13 protein-coding genes are annotated in these 18,879 nt (G+C 72.0%); 8 read left to right on the top strand and 5 right to left on the bottom strand.

What is annotated here, in order from left to right; genetic code table 11:
- Positions 1 to 119: 119 nt before the first annotated feature.
- Positions 120 to 1,469 (bottom strand): RICIN domain-containing protein, encoded by a 1,350-nt coding sequence (locus tag IE264_RS32425; RefSeq protein ID WP_032757166.1) that lies wholly within the window; start codon positions 1,467 to 1,469, stop codon positions 120 to 122.
- Positions 1,466 to 2,098 (bottom strand): type VII secretion system-associated protein, encoded by a 633-nt coding sequence (locus IE264_RS32420; RefSeq protein ID WP_106973103.1) that lies wholly within the window; start codon positions 2,096 to 2,098, stop codon positions 1,466 to 1,468. The genes IE264_RS32425 and IE264_RS32420 overlap by 4 nt, the downstream gene beginning before the upstream one ends.
- 333 nt (positions 2,099 to 2,431) lie before the next feature.
- Here IE264_RS32420 and IE264_RS32415 point away from each other — a divergent pair, with 333 nt between their 5' ends.
- Together IE264_RS32415 and IE264_RS32410 are read left to right on the top strand one after the other, a co-directional pair.
- Positions 2,432 to 3,484 (top strand): mannose-binding protein, encoded by a 1,053-nt coding sequence (locus tag IE264_RS32415; protein ID WP_190167742.1) that lies wholly within the window; start codon positions 2,432 to 2,434, stop codon positions 3,482 to 3,484.
- Positions 3,485 to 4,013: 529 nt separating this feature from the next.
- Complete coding sequence (locus IE264_RS32410) at positions 4,014 to 5,129, top strand: BTAD domain-containing putative transcriptional regulator (RefSeq protein ID WP_032757163.1); 1,116 nt, start codon at positions 4,014 to 4,016, stop codon at positions 5,127 to 5,129.
- Here the strand turns inward: IE264_RS32410 and IE264_RS32405 are convergent, their stop codons facing one another.
- Positions 5,130 to 5,798: a cutinase family protein gene (locus IE264_RS32405; RefSeq protein WP_015611986.1), complete on the bottom strand. Its 669-nt coding sequence runs from the start codon at positions 5,796 to 5,798 to the stop codon at positions 5,130 to 5,132. It lies immediately after the preceding gene.
- Positions 5,799 to 6,019: 221 nt separating this feature from the next.
- Between IE264_RS32405 and IE264_RS32400 the strand changes: the two genes are divergently transcribed.
- A complete protein-coding gene (locus IE264_RS32400) occupies positions 6,020 to 7,741 on the top strand; it encodes a PLL family lectin (protein WP_032757162.1) in 1,722 nt (573 codons plus the stop codon).
- An 81-nt stretch (positions 7,742 to 7,822) separates the two neighbouring features.
- On the opposite strand, the gene IE264_RS32395 is transcribed toward IE264_RS32400, so the two are convergent.
- Positions 7,823 to 8,914 carry an alpha/beta hydrolase gene (locus IE264_RS32395; RefSeq protein ID WP_032757161.1) on the bottom strand — a complete coding sequence of 364 codons (1,092 nt, stop codon included), beginning with the start codon at positions 8,912 to 8,914 and terminating at the stop codon, positions 7,823 to 7,825.
- A 119-nt stretch (positions 8,915 to 9,033) separates the two neighbouring features.
- Positions 9,034 to 11,565, bottom strand: a complete 2,532-nt coding sequence (locus tag IE264_RS32390; protein ID WP_032757160.1) for a penicillin acylase family protein — start codon at positions 11,563 to 11,565, stop codon at positions 9,034 to 9,036.
- 269 nt (positions 11,566 to 11,834) lie between these two features.
- Between IE264_RS32390 and IE264_RS32385 the strand changes: the two genes are divergently transcribed.
- The 5 genes from IE264_RS32385 (at position 11,835) to IE264_RS32365 (ending at position 18,672) form a co-directional block, all read left to right on the top strand.
- Positions 11,835 to 13,409 (top strand): DUF8189 domain-containing protein, encoded by a 1,575-nt coding sequence (locus tag IE264_RS32385; protein ID WP_051821823.1) that lies wholly within the window; start codon positions 11,835 to 11,837, stop codon positions 13,407 to 13,409.
- 17 nt (positions 13,410 to 13,426) lie between these two features.
- On the top strand, positions 13,427 to 15,562 hold the full coding sequence (locus IE264_RS32380; protein ID WP_032757159.1) for a DUF8189 domain-containing protein: 2,136 nt from the start codon (positions 13,427 to 13,429) through the stop codon (positions 15,560 to 15,562).
- A 150-nt stretch (positions 15,563 to 15,712) separates the two neighbouring features.
- Positions 15,713 to 16,522 (top strand): FHA domain-containing protein, encoded by an 810-nt coding sequence (locus tag IE264_RS32375; protein ID WP_015611980.1) that lies wholly within the window; start codon positions 15,713 to 15,715, stop codon positions 16,520 to 16,522.
- Complete coding sequence (locus IE264_RS32370; RefSeq protein ID WP_032757158.1) at positions 16,519 to 17,937, top strand: serine/threonine-protein kinase; 1,419 nt, start codon at positions 16,519 to 16,521, stop codon at positions 17,935 to 17,937. Before IE264_RS32375 ends, IE264_RS32370 begins: the two co-directional genes overlap by 4 nt.
- Before the next feature lie 279 nt (positions 17,938 to 18,216).
- Positions 18,217 to 18,672, top strand: coding sequence for a helix-turn-helix domain-containing protein (locus IE264_RS32365; protein ID WP_015611978.1), 456 nt, complete (start codon positions 18,217 to 18,219; stop codon positions 18,670 to 18,672).
- The last annotated feature ends 207 nt before the right edge of the window (positions 18,673 to 18,879 follow it).

The following is an 18,879-nucleotide window of genomic DNA, read 5'->3' as shown; positions in this document are numbered from 1 at the left end:
TCTTCGACGAACGCCCCTTGTCTGCGCCGGGGGCGGGCAGCAGTCCGACGCTGCCATCATGCCCCGTCCCGGCGCGTACGGTATCCGGGGGCGGCGCCCGCGGTCCCCGGGAGCTCCGGTCAGACGCTCCACTTCTGGTTGTCGAGGCCCGTGCACTCCCACAGGATCAGATAGGTCTCCGGGCCCCTGCCCCGGCTGTGGTTCGGGATGTCGACGCACTTGCCGACGACGGTGTTGACCAGGTCGTGGGCACCGTTCAGGGCGAACTTCTGGGCGGCGGAGCCGTTGCACCAGGCGAGCTGGATACGGGAGCCGTTGTTGAAGTTCGCGTTGGCGACGTCCAGGCACTTGTCCTTGGCCCGGATGGTGCCGTCGGAGGCGAAGCGCCACTTCTGGGCGTCGGCGCCGTTGCAGTCCCACATGAACAGCGGCTGGCCGTCGTTGAAGTTGTGGCCGGGTACGTCGAGGCAGCGGCCGGAGAGATGGCTGCGGAAGGAGACGGGCCCGCTGAGCGTCACGGCGGGCCCTGCCTTGGCGGGCTGGTTCTTCGCCCCGCCGGTGGCCTTCTTGGGCTGGGCCTTCGGGCTGTCGGCCTTCTTCGGCGGGGTCTTGGGGGCGGCTTCCTTCTTCGGCGCGTCCTTGCCGCCACCGGAAGGCGCGGCGGCCGGGGGAATGACGGGCACGGGGTTGCCGGCCGTCTCCGGCTCCCCGTCCTTGCTCTTCTCCCCCTTCTTCCCGTTCTCGTCCTCGGCGGACGCGCTGGTCTCGGGCGCGGTGACGGCGAACTCGCCCGGCGCCTCCTGCCCGCTCCCGTCGAGGACGGTCCCGGCTGCCGCCGCGTTCGTCTGCTTGGGCCCGTCGTCGTTGTTCCCGGCGAGTACGAGGAAGGGCACCGACACGAGCAGCGCGCCCACGACCGCCGCACCCGCGAGTGCGGCCTTGCCCGGCCGCCCCACCGGACCGGCCTCCTGCTGCGGCTGGCCGATGGCGGTGGCGCTCATGGTCCGTACGAGGGCGGGGAGCCGGCTCTGGGCGGCGGCGGAGGCACTGGGGTCGGGGTCGGAGTCGGGGGTTCCGGTCTGAGACTCGGGGGTTCCGGCCTGGGCCCTGGGGGTTCCGGCCTGGGCCCCGGGGGATCCGGCCTGGGCCCCGGAGGTCGCGGACCCGGGCTCGGCGGCTGCGGTACTGGCGGCGGCCTCAGGGGACTTGGACGCTCCGGACTTCTCACCCTCCGGGGCCTTCGGAGTCTCCGGGGCTTCCGGAGTCTCCGGGGCGGCGGCCGCTTCGGTCTTCGCCTCTGCCGGCTCGGAGTCGGGCGCGGCTGCCGTATCAGGTACGGCGGAAGCACCGGAGGCGACGGGAGCGGCGCCGGCGGCGGAGTTCACGGCCGTGCCCTCGCCCTCGGCACCGGACTCCGTACGAGCCTCAGGAGAAACGGGGGTCTGCTGGGACGACGACGAACTCGTCACGGGGTCCTCCCTGTGGTGTGGGGCCGGGGTTCGGTCGAATGGGGGCCGCTCGTCCCGGCCACGGGGGCGTGGTCCAGGGGCCCGAGAAGGCTGTCGGCCGGGATGAGCAGGGGTGCCGCGGCACCGGGGTTGACCGACAGCAGGGCGCCGGCGGCCGTCACCGACCTGGCCAGCTCCCGTGCGGACAGCGTGTCATGGTGAAGTACCGCAGACATGAATTCATGTGTGGACGAGGTGAACAGGAGCAGCACCGGCGCCCCGTCCCGCCCGGCGGCCACGAGCGGCCCACCGTCCGGCCCGCGCACGACGGTGACATCCGCCTCCGCGAGAGCGGCCAGCGCCTCGTCGACCGTGCCGTATCCGGTCGCGGCCCGCTGAGCCGCCGCGTCGACCGGATCAGTGGGCTCCGGCCACCCGAGGACGCGGGCCGAGGGCCGGTACGCCGGGTTGGCGCGGTACTCGCCCACGTCCCCGCTCGCGTCCGACTGCCACTCCCCCAGCACGGCCCACTCCGGCGGCGTACGCTCCTCGGTCCACTCCGGATCGACGATCCCGATCCAGTGCCCCGGAGCCCGACGGGCTGCGTCCTTCACGGCATCCGGCACCAGGGAGGCATCGGGGAAGGCCAACGGAGCGCCCTGCGGCCCCTCTTGCGGCTCTCCGGTCGGATTCTCCACCTGAACTCTTGGCTCCGTACGAATTCTTGAGCGCCGAGCGGTCTACGCGTAGCGCCGACAGTGATCGGATCGGGAAGCCAACAGGATGTCATACGAGCCTCGATGACGGCGTGCGGCAGGAGATCCGAATAGCCTGACCACGTGCCCGTTTGCTGCCCGAACGAAGAACTTTCCGGGACCAGTGAGGCGCAGGTGGACAAAGCGTCGGGAGCGTAAGGGCCGAGACACCGCCCGCCCTCCCCGCGACGGGCTACGTTGGGCGCGCCACCGAGGAGGAGTCAGCGCATGCCCCACGAGCCCGCCACCCCCGGCGCCAGCACCGCGGCAGCCACCACCCGCGCGGAGGAGTCCAGCCCTGCGCCCCCACCGCCCACCGCACCGGCGGAGGAGACCCCGGCCGCTCCACCGAAGGCCGAGACGGCGCCCACCCCCTCCGCCACGGAGGAGCCGAAGCCCGCCGCCTCTGCCGCGGAGGAGGCGGAAGCAAAGGCACCCGCCACACCCGACCCCGCCGCGCCGGCCGAGCCCGCCACCCCGTCGGAGCCCTCGCCCACGGCCGGGACGGCCAAGGAGCCCGAGGAGGCCCACGCGGAGGGCGCCGCCCTGGCAGCGGCCGTCGGAACCGCGCCGGAGACCAAGACACTCACGGCGGTCGACAGGGGCCGCCCCCGCACCCCGGTCCTGGCGGGGGCCGTGTTCGTCGGCGCGGCCCTGGTCGCGATCCCCGTGCTCCTGATGGGCAGCGCGAACGACGAGGAGCCCCGTAACACCGGGACGGCACCGGTTGCCGGGAGCGCCGACACGGTCCTCAACCCCGAGACGGCTCCGGCGGCCCTGGAGGACTACGTGGCGGTGAAACCCACACCGTCCGCGACCGAACAGAAGAAGATCACCCCACCGAAGGCCGCCCCCGCCCCGGCCGTCCCCGCCCCGCAGCCCAGCACGAGCGCCCCCACCGAGAAGCCGAAGCCGAAGGCCTCCCCGAAACCGAAGCCCAAGGCGGCCCCGAAGCCGAACTGGGGCACCCAGACGGTCTCCGCGACCAGCTCCATCGGGGTGGGCCAGTCCTGGGCCACGAACCGCATCCGTATGACGATGCAGCAGGACGGCAACCTCGTCGTCTACAACGAGCAGAACAAGCCCATCTGGGCCGCCATGACCTTCGGTCAGAACCACCGGGCGATCTTCCAGCCCGACGGCAACCTGGTCATCCACAACGGCGACGACCGCGCGATCTGGGCCTCCAAGACCCACAATTTCGGCGGCGCCCAGATGGTTCTCCGCCCGGACGCCAAGGTGGTCATCGTGCACAACGGCAGGGTGGTCTGGTCGACCTGACCCGTCGGCGGACGGGGGCCCGGATCGCGCGGTCGCCCTGGCCGCCGGGTGCGGCAAAATGTCTCGCACACCGGCCGCATCCCACATCGCACTGGAGCTCCATAGATGGTCGCCAAGGACGAAGTAGTGACGAGGGCGGCCGAGTTCCTCAAGGAAGTCGCCTACCCGGACAGGCCTGAATCCGTGATCCGCCGCGCGCTTCGCTCCCACCTTCCCGCCGACGGCGGAATACATGGCCCTCCGAGCATCGGGCAACTGGCCGCCCCGGAAAGGCTGAACAACGTGCTCCGCCCAGAGGAACAGGCGGCGGCCGGAGCTCGCCGGGACCTGCCGCGGGCTCGCGGAACCTGACGTCGTCCCTGGCTCAGCGAACACGTACGGAGGTGGGGCCGGCCGACACGCTCCCGGGAGTGACACGCGGGCCCCGTATGTCACTCCGGATCGTTCCGGATGCCTTGCCCGGCTCTCCCCCGAATACCTTGTCGACGGCGCCCGCGAGACCGACCCCTCCGGAGCCCGGGGAGCAGCGATGCCGACGGCCCTCACCACCGACCGACCACGCGCCACCACGCTCTTCCGCCCCGCCGCGACCGAGCTCGGTCATCAGGAGCGCCAGGTGCTCTCCGCGATCGGCTGCGGCCTGCGGGACGACGAGATCGCCGCCGAGCTCGCCGTCCCCGAGGACACCGTGGCCGAGCACCTCGCGCGGATCCTGGTGAAGCTCGGTCTGCGTGACCGGGCCGCCGCGATCGTCCACGCCTTCGACTGCGGTCTGGTCGTCCCGGGCCGTGGCCCCCGCACCCGGTCGGCGGGACCGGCCGCCCTCACTGTCACCGTGCGAGCGCCGGAACCGGCGCCGAAGGTGCGGATCTCCCTGCTCGGGCCGGTGCGGGCGTGGCGGGACGGGCGCCTCCTCGACCTGGGGCATCTGCGCCAGCAGGCCGTCCTGGCGGCCCTGGCGCTCGGCGCGGGACGGTCCCTCAGTCAGCAGCAACTGCTGGACGACGTATGGGGGATGGAGCCGCCGGTCACGAACGTGGTGCCGGTGTACGTCTACCGGCTGCGCAAGGCCCTGCACGACGAGGGTGGTCCGCACCCGGTCATCGAGCGCGGGCTCCGTGGCTACCAGCTGGTCCCCGGCGCGGTCGACGTGGACGTGGCACACATGCGGGAGCTGGTCACCGGCATCGGGAAGGCCGGGCGGGCGGGCGAGCCGCTCGAAGCGGTCCGCCTCTGCGCCCAGGCGCTGAAGCTGTTCCACGGGGAGCCCCTGGCCGGTCTGCCGGGGCCGCTCGCCGAGCTGGAGCGGCTGCGGCTCACCGAGCGCCGGATCGCCATCGTACGGCGGAAGGTCGAATGGCAGCTGCGCCTCGGGCAGGACGCGGAGGCGATCGACGAACTGTTCGCCCTGACTGCGGCGCACCCCCTCAACGAGCCGCTGGCCGCGATGCTGATGCGGGCGCTGTACCGGGACGGACGCCAGGCCGAAGCCCTGACGGTGTTCGAGCGCGCCCGCCGCCGCCTCGCCGACGACCTCGGGGTTCCCCCGAGCAGGATGCTGCGGCGGGCGCACCAGATGATTCTGCGCGGTGACGAAGCCGGGCTCGGCCTCATGCCCCCGGCCGGGGCCGGCACCGGCCTCTGATCACCAGGAGGCGGGGTGCCAGGCGCCGTTGTACCACTGCTCGTTGGCGCTGTTGTTGTGGTGATCCATGTTGAAATCGTTCGGGTAGTTGTTGATGTGGTTGTGCGGGTACGTCCAGATGCCGGCGGACTCGTCGCAGACGTAGTCCCAGTGGCAGATCGTCTTGACCGGTACGTTGCCGAAGAACCGGTCGGCACCGGCGAGCGGGGCGCCGACGATACCGCCGAACGGCACCGCTCCCCCGTTGGCGCCGGGGCCGCCCTGGCGCTTGGGGTCCGAGATGAGGATGGCGTTGACCTTGTCGAAGGTCTGCCAGTTCTCGGTGACCCAGGTGTGCACGACCGCGGCGCCCAGGGAGTAACCCCCCATCTTGACGTGCTGGTTCGGACACGCGGCACGCTGGTCGCGCACCAGCCGGTTCAGCTCGTTGACCCCTGCCCGGGCGCTCGCGCCGTTGGGAATCTGCGTGGGGTACCCGACGTGCTGCTGGATGTTGCCGGTGAAGCCGTCGTTGTTCCACGAGCTACCCGTGCCGCCGACGACGATCGTGTAGGTGCCCTGGCACGGAGCAGCCGCCTCCGCCGCCTGCGCCGCGGACGTCTGTGTCACCGAAAGCCCTGCCGTCAGCAGAAGTCCGGCCGACGTGGCCGCCATCCTCTTCGCTCGCATGTGTTCCTCCCCATGTGGTCTGCCTACGGCTCACAACCTTGGCAGGGGCCGATGACATCGCGATGAAACGCGCGGCGAGGGCGATTCCATCGGTATTTCATCGGTGCTTTCTACCGTCGGCCGCCAACGACCGGATTCACAACCGGAGTTCACAGCCAGAGTTCACAGCTGGACCTCACAGCCGGAGTTCGCATCCCGAGTTCACGACGGAAAGGCACACCATGGCAAGAAGCGGCTTATACCGCGTATTCATGAGACTGGCGCTGGTCGTCGGCGTCTGGGCGTCGGTCATCGGGCTGACCGCCTCGGCCGCCGTCGCCCGGCCCGAACCCGTTCCGGTGCCGGGCGACGACCGGTCCGGTGTCTCCCGGTATTTCAGTGGGCCTCAGGGCCTGGCCATTCCGACCGCCCCGTGCGATCCGGCGGGTCCGTCCGCCACCGACGGCATCATGGCCGGTCAGCTCAATCCGCAGCTCGACGCGAAGATGGCCGGCTATCTGACCGCGTACAAGATGTCCTGCGCCCGGATGGTCACACAGGCGGTGAAGGACCGGGGGCTCAACCCGAGGGCCGCGGCGATCGCCATCGCCACGATCATCGTGGAAACGAGCATGAACAACTACTCCCAGGCCGTCGACCACACCAGCATCGGGCTGTTCCAGCAGCAGGACTGGTGGGGCTCCCGGGAGCAGCGTCTGAACCCGGCCTACGCCACCAACGCGTTCCTCGACGACATGGAGCGGCGGTATCCGGGTGGCTCGTGGAACAACGCGCCGATCGGTGAGGTCTGCTGGCGGGTGCAGCAGCCGAGGGAGGATCTGCGCCACCTGTACGGGATCGAGGCGGGCGACGCGACCCTGATCGCCAACGCGTTGTGGTCCGGTACGAGCACCGGCCCCAAGCACCCGTACGCCTCCGGCAAGGTCGTGTCCGGGCGGTCCGCGGACGGGCGTCTTGAGGCCTTCGCCGCCGGTGCCGACGGGGTGTACCACGCGTGGCAGACCGCGGCGAACGGCGCCTGGTCGCCGTGGCGGTCGGCGGGCGGTCCGCGCAACGCCCAGCTGGCGGTGGCGTCCAACGCGGACGGACGGCTGGAGCTGTTCGCGCTCTCGGACAGTACGTTCGACCACATGTGGCAGACCGGGCCCAGTGGCGGCTGGTCCGCCTGGGAGAACTTCGGTACCGGGGGCCACCGGCTGGCGGCGGGCCACAACGCCGACGGCCGGATCGAGGTGTTCGCCTCCAACCCGGACGGGGTGTTCCACCGCTGGCAGACCGCGCCCAGCGGCGGCTGGTCCGGCTGGGAGGGCACCCAGGGCGGACCGGCCAACGCACGGCTCGCCATGGAGAACGCGCCCGACGGGCGGCTGGAGGTCTTCGCGCTGTCCGACTCCACGTTCGAGCACCTCTACCAGACCCGCGTCAACGGGGGCTGGTCCGCCTGGGAGAACTTCGGCACCGGAGGACGTACCGTCGCCGCCAGTCACAACCAGGACGGCCGGCTGGAGGTGTTCGCCTCCAACGCCGACGGGGTGTTCCACCGCTGGCAGACCGGCCCGGCCTCGTGGTCGGCCTGGACCGGCACCGGCGGGATCCCCGACGCAGAGCTGGCCACGTCACGGTCGGTCGACGGGCGGGTCGAGGTGTTCGCCATCAACGCCACCACCGCGAGCCACGCCTGGCAGATCCGCCCCAACGCGGAGTTCTCGCAGTGGGAGACCTTCGGGGGCGGCGGCACGTCGATCGGTACGGGCCGCAACGCCGACGGCCGCGTCGAGGTGTTCGGTACGAGTCATGCCGGCGTCTACCACCGATGGCAGACCGGCTTCGCCACCTGGTCGGAGTGGGCCTGGCTGAACGATTCCGGCCCCTCGATGCCTCAGGGCGTCGTGGCCGGCCCCTCCACCCCCAAGGGCCTCGTGGGCGGCTCCGCCCGGAGGTGAGAGCTCCGAGACGCGCGCGCCCGCCGTCGTCCCCCGCAGACCGCGTCAGCGGCAGGGCGGGACGGCGGCGGGCGCTTGCCGTCAGGCGGCGAACTCCCTCTCCAGCCTGGGGATCAGGTCCCGCAGGTCCTGTTCCCAGCAGCCCGCGTTGTGGCCGCCGTTGCACTGGGTTCCCCAGCCGGCGCCGTCGCCGTAGTTGACGTAGTAGTAGGACATGCCCAGAGCGTCCATGGCGGCCTTGACGTTCTTGGCCGCGCCCGCGACCCAGAACTCCGCCTCGCCGATGGCGCCGCCTCCGTCACCCGTATAGATGGAGACCCCGACTCCGGCCTGCGCCAGCCGGTCCATGTGCTGCGACGGGTCGACCTCGTTCCACCGCCGGTCGGCGTTGAACACCGGGTAGGGCGAACCGAAGGCGGCGTCGCTGTCCACACCGGGCCGGTAGGGAGAGTTGTTCGGGTCGCAGCTCCCTGAAGCCAGGGCGCAGATCACGCCCGGCCCGTCGATGAGGGAGGCGACGACCGCCAGCCGGAGGCCCATGGACCGGACCGACAGATCGATGTCCCCCGACAGGGACGCGGTGTGGCTGAACAGGTCGGGACGGGCCTGGGCGTAGTGGAAGGCGCCGAACCCGCCCATGGAGACGCCCGCGATGGCCCTGGCCTTCTTGGTGGCGATGGTCCGCAGGTTGGCGTCGATGAACGGAACCACCTGCTTGAGGTGGAAGTTCTCCCAGTTCTGGGCACCGGCCGCGGTCTTCTGGTTGAGCCAGTTGGCGTACCAGCCCCGGGCGCCGCCGTCCGGGATGACGGTGATCATCTCGTCCGACATCGACAGCGCCGGATACGTCTGCTGGACGGGGTCGTCGGGCGAACCGTGCAGGAAGTACAGCACCGGATAGCGCCGGTCCGGGGCGTCGTAGTAGCCGCTCGGAAGAATGATCTTGATGTGCTGCTCGCCCGCGACCTCGGGTGTGGTCACGGTGAGATAGAAGTCGGTGGCGTCCCCGACCGACGAGCCGACCTGGGTCAGACCGAACCCGTCCGCCATGGGCGGCGGCACGGTGCCCGTGTCGGCGGCCCGTACGGAACCCGCCGGCGCGACCACGGCCACGGCCACCGCCGCGACCATCCAGGCCACCGCGAGCCGCCACCAATGCGCTGTTCTTGTCACTGTGTTCCCCCTTGTCAGGTTGTCCTCTGCGAGGTTGTGCCTTGCGGTTGTCCCTCGTGACGCTGTCCCTTGCGACGTTGTGCCTTGTGACGTTGTGCCTTGTGACGTTGTCGGGATGCTCAGTTCAGAACCTTGATCCGCAGTTCCGGTGAGGCCGCGATCTGCTCCTCCGTGAACCGCTCGGTCACCCACCCGCCGGCCGAGAAGAGCCTGGTCTGGTCGGCGTGGTGCGGTGAACTCGGGTCTGCCGACTGGGAGTAGGCCAGGACGGAGAGCGCCTGCGGCGGACCGGCGGCCGTGAACCGCACCTGCTGGACGAAGCTGGAGCCGAAGACGATGTCCGGCTTCCCGTCGACCTGGCCGGGGGTGATCACGTTCAGCACGCCGAGCTGGCCGAGGGAGCCGTGGATCGGGATCTGCTCACCCCCGCGGCTGACCTTCTGGGCGTCCGACAGCGGGGCGTTCAGCGGTATGCCCGCCGTACGCAGGGCGAGCACGGCACGAGCGAGCGCGTCACGGACCGCGGAGCTCCCGGTGTCCAGCGAATTGGGTGTGTGCACCGGGTCCTTGGGGTCGAAGGGCACCCGCCACGGCAGCTTCTCGACCCCCTGCCCGTTGCTCAGGAAGGACCAGTAGTTCGCGAAGAGCCAGGAGCCCCGGCTGTCCGTCGTGTAGTCGTGGCTGGTCCAGGCGGCCAGGACCGGGCACGCCTCACTCACGTTGACCAGGTTGCCGTCCACCAGGACGAGTCCGAAGGGGACGTTCCGGCACATGGTCACCGTGGCGTTGAGGGCCAGGTCGGCCGCCCTGCTGTTGTCGGCGAACAGCAACTTCCCCATGGTCTGCGGGGTGAACCCCTTGCCGGGCAGGCCGTCGGTGCCGTTGATCCGGTTCTGCGCGGTGAGGATGAGCTCCTGCGTACGCAGCGACCGGGGCGCCGCCGTGTCCCCCATCACCCGGGGGAAGGCCAGCGGCTGCGCGGGGTTGGCCAGCCAGGCGCTGTCGTTGGCGTTGCCCACGAAGTCGGAGCGGATCAGGCGGGGTTGCTTGTGCGGGTCCAGCAGGCCCGGCGCGACCGCGTTCGGGTCGTCGGGCCAGTCGCACGCGCTGCGTTTGCCGTCGAGGATGGAGATCGGCGGCACGTTCGGCAGCCGCGGCGACTGGTTGAACAGCAGCTGACCGGTCAGGGTGAGGCACGATCGCGCGTGCTCGTCCGTGACGTTCGGGACGGCCTGGATGTCCGCGTACAGCGCGTTGCCCTTGCGGTCGGAGGCCACGGTGTTGAAGAAGGGGACGCCCTGCGTGGTCTCCAGGATGTCCACCACGTCATGGACGTCCTCGGCCTGGTCGAGGCGGAACCAGCTGTTCAGCGCCCGCAGGTTGTGCATGTTCACGTCGCGTACCGCGTGCGCGCTGACCACCCAGGGCAGCGGGACACCCTGCATGGAGGTGGTGACCGGGCCGTAGCGGGTGGACCAGAGCGTCCTGGCGACCTGGGTGAGCGAGCCGTCCGGCTTCAGCACGTCGACGGCAACCCGCTGCGAGGTCATCCGCTCCCAGGCGCCGTCCACCAGGTACGTGGTGGGGTTCAGCGGATCCACCTGTACGTCGAACAGCCCGAACGGGGCCACCGTGGCGACGGTGTGGCTCCAGGCCACGTTCTCGTTGTAGCCGATGTTCACCGCGGGGAACCCCAGCAGGCTGGCCCCGGATACGTTGACCTTTCCCGGGATCGTCAGCTGGCTCTGCCACATCCGGTTCTTGCCCTGCCAGGGGAAGTGCGGGTTGGCCAGCAGCATGCTGGTGCCACCGGACACGCCCTGCGAACCGACGGCCAGGGCGTTGCTGCCCATGCCCTGCTCGCGGCTCACGGCCATCGCCTCGCGGATCCTCTCCGCGGTCCTCGCGGCGGACTTCGCGTCGGTCCTCGATGCGGACTTCGCGTCGGTCTTCGCCGGCGAGGAAGCCTGACGCGCGGACGGGGGCGCCGACGGTACGGCGGCGGCCGAGGCCCCCGGGGGTGCCGCGTTCACCTGGCCGTCCAGGAGCGCGTCGGCGCTGCCCATGATGATCTCGGCGTGCGCGTGCCGGTAGACGTCCATCTCGGTGATCAGCCGGACCCAGTCCGCACCGCGGCAGGCCGGGTCGGTGATGCCGTTCACGCCGGTCTCGGCCAGGTACCTATTGTATCCCTGGACATAGCCGCGAATGGCTTCGCGGACCTCCGGCTCCGGCCCGTCGGGGGCGGGCTTGTCGAGGAGCCGCTCCACCACCCGGTCGTCCTTGATCCGCTGGAAGTACAGGTCGCTGTTGAGGTTGGTGGTGGTGTTCTGGTTCTGGCCGGGGCTTGCCCGGCCGTCGGGGCCCAGGTGGCGGGACCTCTGGGCGTTGACCATCAGATAGGTGTCGGCCAGGGTGCAGATGTTGTCCTTGGCCGCCGCGTATCCGTAGCCCGTCCCCAGCCCCTCCCAGTCCGAGGCGATGATGTGCGGGATTCCGTACTCGGTGTAGCGGATCGTCGGCCTGTCCGGCCCCGGACCGGCGGCGGCCGCCACCGTGGCCGTCGACCCGGTGGCCGCCAGTGTGCTCATCACCGCCACCGCGGCGACGACCGCCGCCGGCAGCCTCGTTCTGTGTCTCCTCCGTGCCATCGCCGTCCTCCCCTGTCGTGCGGGCCGTCGCCCGGACGCGGCCAGGCTAGGGAGGACCGATGAAATACCGCTGAAATCCGGCAACAGGCCCTGGGCGTCCGGCGGATCAGGGCCGGACGGGGCTTAGCCGACAGTCTCCCGCCTGTCAGTCCGTAACCTTCCGGGGTCTTCCCGGCCCGCGCGGTTGCTAGCTTCCGTACGGCCCGTCCCCGCACGGCCCCCGGCCGTCCATCCCACTCACCCCGAGATCGCCAGGGGCAGGAGGACTCGTGTTTCCACGGATTTCCCGACGCGCGCTGACCTGGGTCCTCGCGCCGGCAGCCGCCCTGCTGCTGCCGGCGCTGCTGCCCGCGGCTCCGGCCGGGGCGGCCCGGACCGCCGCCGTGACCCCCGCCGCCGTAACCCCTGCCGCTATGGCTCCCGCGGCTGTCACCGCCGCCACCGCGGCCTGCCCGGCCGCCGGTTTCGTGTCCCAGCACTTCCACAGCGGACACAACGGCGTCGACATCGCCAACGCCGTCGGCACCCCGATCCACGCCGTGGGCGACGGCGAGGTGACCATCTCCGGGTACGACAACACCGGCTACGGCCAGTGGATCCGGGTCCTGCACCCCGACGGACGGATCTCCGAGTACGGGCACATGTCCCGGCGGGACGTCTCCGTCGGCGACCGCGTCGTGGCCGGCCAGCAGATCGCCCTGATGGGATCCGAGGGGCAGTCCACCGGCCCCCATCTCCATCTGCGGATCTGGTCGGACAGGTCCACCTCGTACGGTATCGACCCCGAGGTCCACCTCGCGGAGCGCGGCGTGGTGCTGCCCTGCACCCCGGGCGCGGTCCAGCAGCCCCGGCCGCCGGTGTATCCCGCCGAGTCGGGCCGGGTGGTGTCGGCGCGGTCGGCGGACGGGCGCCTTGAGCTGTTCGCCGCCGGAGCCCAGGGCATCCACCATGCCTGGCAGCAGCGGGCCAACGGCGACTGGTCGGAGTGGGAACGGCTCGGCGGGCCCGGCAACGCCGAACTCGCCATCGCGCCGAACGCCGACGGCCGCCTGGAGCTGTTCGCGCTCAACGGGAACACCTTCGAGCACCGCTGGCAGCTGAGCCCGTCCGGTGGCTGGTCGGGATGGGAGAACTTCGGCGGCGGGGGCCGGGACACCGCGGCCGGTGTCAACGCCGACGGCCGTATCGAGGTCTACGCATCGGGCCCGGCCGGCCTCTTCCACCGGTACCAGGTCGCCCCGAACGGCGGCTGGTCGGGGTGGGAGTCCACGGGCGGCGGCCCCGCCGACAGCCGGGTGGAGCTGGGGAAGGCGCCCGACGGACGTCTGGAGGCCTTCGCTCTCAACGGCACCACCTTCCAGCACCGGTACCAGACCGCGCCCAACGGCGGCTGGTCCGCGTGGGCCGGATTCGGTGAGGGCGGGCACGACCTGACGGTCGACCACAACGCGGACGGCCGCCTGGAGGTCTTCGCCTCCGGCCCGGTCGGCGTCTTCCACAAGTACCAGACCGGTGCGTCGAGTTGGTCCGGCTGGGAGCCCATGGGCGGCCCGGCAGGATCGCAGCTCACCAGCGAACGCACCCCCGACGGCCGGGTCGAGGTCTTCGCCATGAACGGCACCACCGCCCTGCACATCTGGCAGACCGCGGTGAACGCCCCCTACAGCGAATGGGCCCCCTTCGGAACCGGCGGCACCGAGGTCGTCGCCGCCACCAACGCCGACGGCCGTATCGAGGTCTTCGGCACCAGCCACGCCGGTACGTTCCACAAGTGGCAGACCGGCTTCGCCACCTGGTCCGAGTGGCTCTGGCTCAACAACTCCGCCGGCCCCGCCGTCGACTGACCCCTCCGAAGGAACCCATGCCTCCGATCAGCAGACGGAGCCTGCTGCGCGGTGCGGCCGGCGTCGGCGCCCTCCCCCTCCTGGGCGCCGGCCCGGCCACCGCCACCGCCTCCGCACCGGTCCCGCCCCCGCGCAGGATCGGCGCGGGCCCCTTCCGTTACGTCTACGACCCGTCCACCCCCACTGGCCCGCGCTACCTCAACGACCACACCCTCATCAAGGCTCACGGCCGCTGGCACCTGTTCGGCATCGTCGGGCACAGCGCGCCGCGCGGCGAATCCCCGGACAGCGCGGCGGAGATCTCCTTCGCCCACGCCTCCGCGCCGAGCCCGCACGGCCCGTGGACCAGCCACCCCGACGCGCTCACCGTCGACCCGTCCTACTTCGGCGAGGAGCACCTGTGGGCGCCGCACGTCATCGAGGCGGACGGCAGGTTCTGGATGTTCTACGCGGCGGGCGGCACGGCCGGTGCAGGCGGCGCGGCCGGTGCAGGCGGCTCGGGCGGTGCAGGCGGCTCGGGCGGTGCAGGCGGCTCGGGCGGCAGAGGCGTCGCGGCGATCAACCTGGCGACGTCGACCGACCTGTTCACCTGGACCCGCGAACCGTCCGGCCCGCTGTTCCGGGGGCTCGCGGCCCGCGACCCGATGGTGCTGCGGGTCGGCGGCGAGTGGGTCATGTACTACACGGAACTCTCCGAAACCGGCGCCGACGACGGCAGCGGGGGCGGGGGCAACCACGCCGTGTCGTACCGCCGTTCCACCGACCTGCGGCACTGGAGCGAGCCGGCCGTCGCGTTCACCGACACGAGCACGGAGGCGACGGTCTCGGTCACCGAGTCGCCGTACGTCGTCGAACGGGACGGCTGGTACTACCTGTTCATCGGTCCGCGCAACGGCTACGAAGGCACCGACGTCCTCGCGTCCCGCGACCCGTTCCGTTTCGAACTCGCCGGGTACGCCGGGCATGTGCCGGGTCACGCTGTGGAGGTGATCCGCGACGGGGAGAGCTGGTACGCCAGTGCTGCGGGCTGGTTCCGGAACGGGCTGTACGTGGCTCCGCTGTCCTGGCAGGACACACCACCGCCGTGGCAGAGCCCCGACAACCCGGTGGCCGGCCTCGACGTGGACGGCCGGCTGACGGTGTTCGCCCTCGATGCCGGAGACCGCGCGATGCTGCGGCGCGTCCAGCTCGACCCGTACAAGGACAGCTGGTCCCCCTGGGAGACCTTCGGAGGGCCGGCCGGTGCGGTTCCCACGCTCGGGCGCACCCCCGACGGCCGGCTGGAGGTGTTCTCGCTCGCCCCGGGCGGCGCCCGCCTGCACCACCGGGTGCAGCGGCCGGACGGCGGCTGGCACGACTGGGAGGAGTTCGGCGGCCCGGCAGGCTCGGCGCCCGCCGTGGCCCTCGATGCCTCGGGCCGGCTGGAGGTCTTCGCCCTCGCCCCCGGCGGCTCCTCCCTCGCCCGGCGGCGGCAGCGGTCGGCCGGGTCCCTCACCTGGGACCCGTGGGAGCCCGGCTTCGGCGGGGCGGCGGGCGCGCCCCCGGTGGTCGCGTCGAACGCCGACGGCCGGCTGGAGGTGTTCGCCCTGGCACCCGGCGGTGCGGCCATCGACCACCGTTGGCAGGAGGCACCGGGCGGGCCCTGGACCGGGTCCTGGCACCGGTTCGGCACCGCGGCCGGGGCAGCGCCCCGGGTGGCGGGGGACGGCAGCGGCCGGCTCACCGTCGCCGCGATCGGGCCGTCGGGCGTGGGCACGTTCGTCCGGCGGCAGGCCGTGCCGAGCGGCGGCTGGGAGGCGTGGCAGCCGCTGTTCGGCTGGAGCGCCGCCGCCCCGGCGCTCGCCGTGAACGCGGACGGCCGGCTGGAGGCGTTCTCCCTCACGCCCGGCGGAGCGCGTCTCGGCCACCGCTGGCAGGTCGCTCCCGGCGGGGACACGCATCCCGGCGGGGAGTTCGGCGAGCCCGGCATCCGGCTCGCCGCCACACCCACGGCGGTGCTCGACGCCACCGGTCGGCTGCACGTCTTCGCCGTCACCGCCGCAGGCCGGATACGGACCCGCGTCCAGGCGGTGCCGAGCGGCGGATGGCAGCCGTGGACGGCGTTCGGGGACCGTACGGTCGCGCCCCTGGTGTCGGGCAGCCCCGCTCTCTGACGCTCCCTCACCGAGTCCGGCCCGGCACGGGGCGTTCACGGCACGGGGCAGCCGGTTTTGGCCATGAGGCCGAAGAGCACCGGTGAATTCCCCCGACAGATGAGTATCGTTCCGCTCGTCCGACAAGCGACGCGGGGAACGGGGGGCGCGGTGAGCGGCGTTATCGTCCATCTGCCGCAGGGGAGCGGTGGCGCCGTCGGCGGCCGGCCGCACGGTGACACGGTGACGTTACGGCTGGGCCCCGGTGAGGTGGCCCGCTTCGGACGGGGCTCCACGACGGTCCCTGTGGAGCTGCGCCTCGACGACCCGGCGATCTCCCGGCTCGCCGGGGAGATCCGGGTGAGCGACGACCACTGGCAGCTGACGAACCACAGCACCACCCACAGCTATCTCGTGGAGAACCCGGAGGGGGCGGGGGAATACCTGCGGGTGCCGCCGCGGCGGGTCGGGGCGCCGATCCCGTTCGAGTTCTCGCGCGTCGTGCTGCCGACGCGCGGTGATGTCGCGATCTCCTTCCAGGTGTTCGCGCCCGACCACGTCTATCTGGACCCGGACGCGATGGGCGGCCCCTGGGGGAACAGCACGGTCACCGCGTACTCCCTGAACGAGACGGCCACGTACTTCCTCGTCCTGGTCGCGCTCTGCGAACCGCGCCTGCGCGACCAGTCGCGTGTGGCGGTCCCCACCACGCCCCAGATCGTCGAGCGGATCGGCGGTCACCTCACGGGTGGTGAGCTGACCGCGCGGGCGGTCAGCTCGCACATCGACTACCTCGCGGACGAGAAGCTCCGCATCGGCGCCCCGGGCGCCCACGAGCCGGGCAAGGGAGAGCGCCGCAACGGCAAGCGGGAGGAGATCGTGGGGCTGGCGCTGCGGTTCGGGCTCGTACGGGAGGAGCATCTCGCGCTGCTGCCGCCCCTGACGGGGGCCGGCGGGCGGGAGCGGCAGGCCGCGCGATGAGACCGCCGCACGGCCCGTCGGACACCACGGACGGCGACCGGGCGGACCCGCTCCCGCCCGGCCACCGGGTCGGGGACTGGGTGGTCACCCGGCTCATCGGCTCCGGGGGCTGGTCCACGGTGTACGCGGCGCGACCGGCCGGCCGGCAGCCGGACCGTACCGGCGGGCATCCGGACCGTACCGGCGGGACCGCCGCGCCTCCGGGCCACGCCGACGTCGCGCTCAAGATCATGCCGACCGCCGGACTCGCGCCGCGCCAGGCGCGCAGGATCGTGGAGTCCGCCCGCCGCGAGGTCGAGCTCGGGAGCAGGGCCGGGCATACCCGGTTGATCGGCCTCCTGGAGTCGTTCGTCCTCACCGCACCCGGCCACCCCTCCTTGGAGGGTGCGAACGTGCTGGTCATGGAGCGGGCCGCGGGCAGTCTGCGGGACCTGATCGACGCCGGCGTGCCCGAGGACGATCGCGGCGGACTGATCGCGGGCATCTGCGAGGGGCTGGCACATCTCCACCGCTCGGGCTGGGTCCACGCCGACCTCAAGCCGGAGAACGTCCTGCTGGGCAGGGACCGTTCCGTGAAGCTCTCGGACTTCGGCCTCGCCACCGAGCTGACGGGGACACACGGTTACGTTCCTCCCCTGGGCACCCTGGACTACTTCCCGCCCGAGCGCTGGCGGGCGCCGCTGGGCGAACTCGGCGTACGGGTCCGGCCGACGGCGGACATCTGGGCGCTGGGCATCGTCATCCACGAGGTGTTCGCGTCCGGCGCCTCGCCCTTCCCCGGGGCCACGCCCATGGCGCGGGGCGCCGCGGTCCAGGAGTACGGCCAGGGGCGCGCGCCGCTGCGCATGGACCACGCAGTACCGCCGTTCTGGCGTGCGCTGGCGGCCGACTGCCTCGCCCCGACCCACGAGGCCCGGGCCCGCCACACCGCCGAGAGCCTGCTGGCCCGCATCGCCGCCCACCGGGAGGCCCCCGGGTCGAGGGCGGGGCGGCGCGGCCCCCGGGCCCGTACGGCCGTCCTGGCCACCGCGCTGTGCGGGATCGCCGGCGCGGCCTTGTGCTCGGACGCGGTACGGGCGGCCTCGGCCACGGCGCCCGCCGGCACGGTCCAGGTGTACAACGCGGAGCGGGACTGCCGGGGACAGTCCGTCCGGGACCCGCGGTGCAGCCTGGGTCTGGCGATCGATCCCGTGCGGCCGTACACGGCGGAGAACGTCGTGGCGACCAGGGTGTGGCACGGGGACATCCTCACCGCCGACTGCCAGGTGGCCGACGGGGAGACCATCATCGACGAGGAGGACCGCCGGTCCACCCACTGGTTCCGGGTCCATCTCCCGCCCGGCTCCGAACCACCCACGGCCTGGCTCCCCGCCGTACGCGCCAAGGACGGTACGGCGCTGCCGGAGTGCTTCTAGCGCTGCCGGGTCCGGCGGGGGTGCGGGCCGCCGTCTCCCCCGCGTGGCCGCACGGCAGACGGGAGGTGCGGGCCGTCGGCCGAGCTCACCCCCGTGAAGCTCGACCCCGGCCCGGCCACCCGCCTCCCCCTCGACACTTCAGTGGCGAAGAAGCGTTGGTAACGTACACCAGAGTGACTGCCCGGCGTCAACCAAAGTGTTGCCGGGGCCGGCCCGACGGGCTTCGAGAAACACTGTGGTGGGCAAAGGCTCGGCATCACGCCAAGGAGGTCGTGTTACGTGGAGGATGACCGTTCACCCACCTTCGCCCAGCTCCTGGACCACCTCTTCCGCGAGGTGCACCCCCCTTCCCGGGGGCCCTACACCTACGCGGAGGTCGCCGAGGGCATCCGTAAGGCCGCGACCGGGGAGGGGCGCGGGGTCACGGCGAGCGCCATCCAGCAACTGCGCACCGGCGCCAAGCGGAACCCGACGCGGCACACCATCAAGGCCCTGGCCGACTTCTTCGGCGTACCGGCGGGCTACTTCGTCGACAGCGAGGCGGCCGAACGCACGAAGGCGGAGATCGGCCTCCTCGCCGCCATGCGTGACCAGGACGTCCGCAAGGTGGCCCTGCGCGCCAACGGGCTGAGCGTGGACAGCCTGAAGATGCTGTCCACCGTGATCGAACAGGCCCGGAGACTCGAAGGGCTCACCACCGACGACAGCCCGCAGGACCTGAACCTGGACGACTGAACCGCGCACCGGGCGACGGTCGCACGATCCCCGCCCCGGGACGAAACCCCCCTGTGGCCGCTCATCGCCAGGGGGGCATCAGTCGTTTCCCGGGACAAGCCCGGCATCCCGGTCCGCGCAGCGCCTCGCAGCCTCACCCCGCCCTCGAAGCAGAGTCGCGAACATGTCAGCATTGGTGCGCTCACACAGAGCTACCCAGGAGGGATC

Source organism: Streptomyces microflavus (genome assembly GCF_014650075.1).
Taxonomy (GTDB): domain Bacteria; phylum Actinomycetota; class Actinomycetes; order Streptomycetales; family Streptomycetaceae; genus Streptomyces; species Streptomyces microflavus.
Note: the sequence above shows the minus strand (reverse complement) of the source record. Positions and strands in the feature narration are given on the sequence as shown.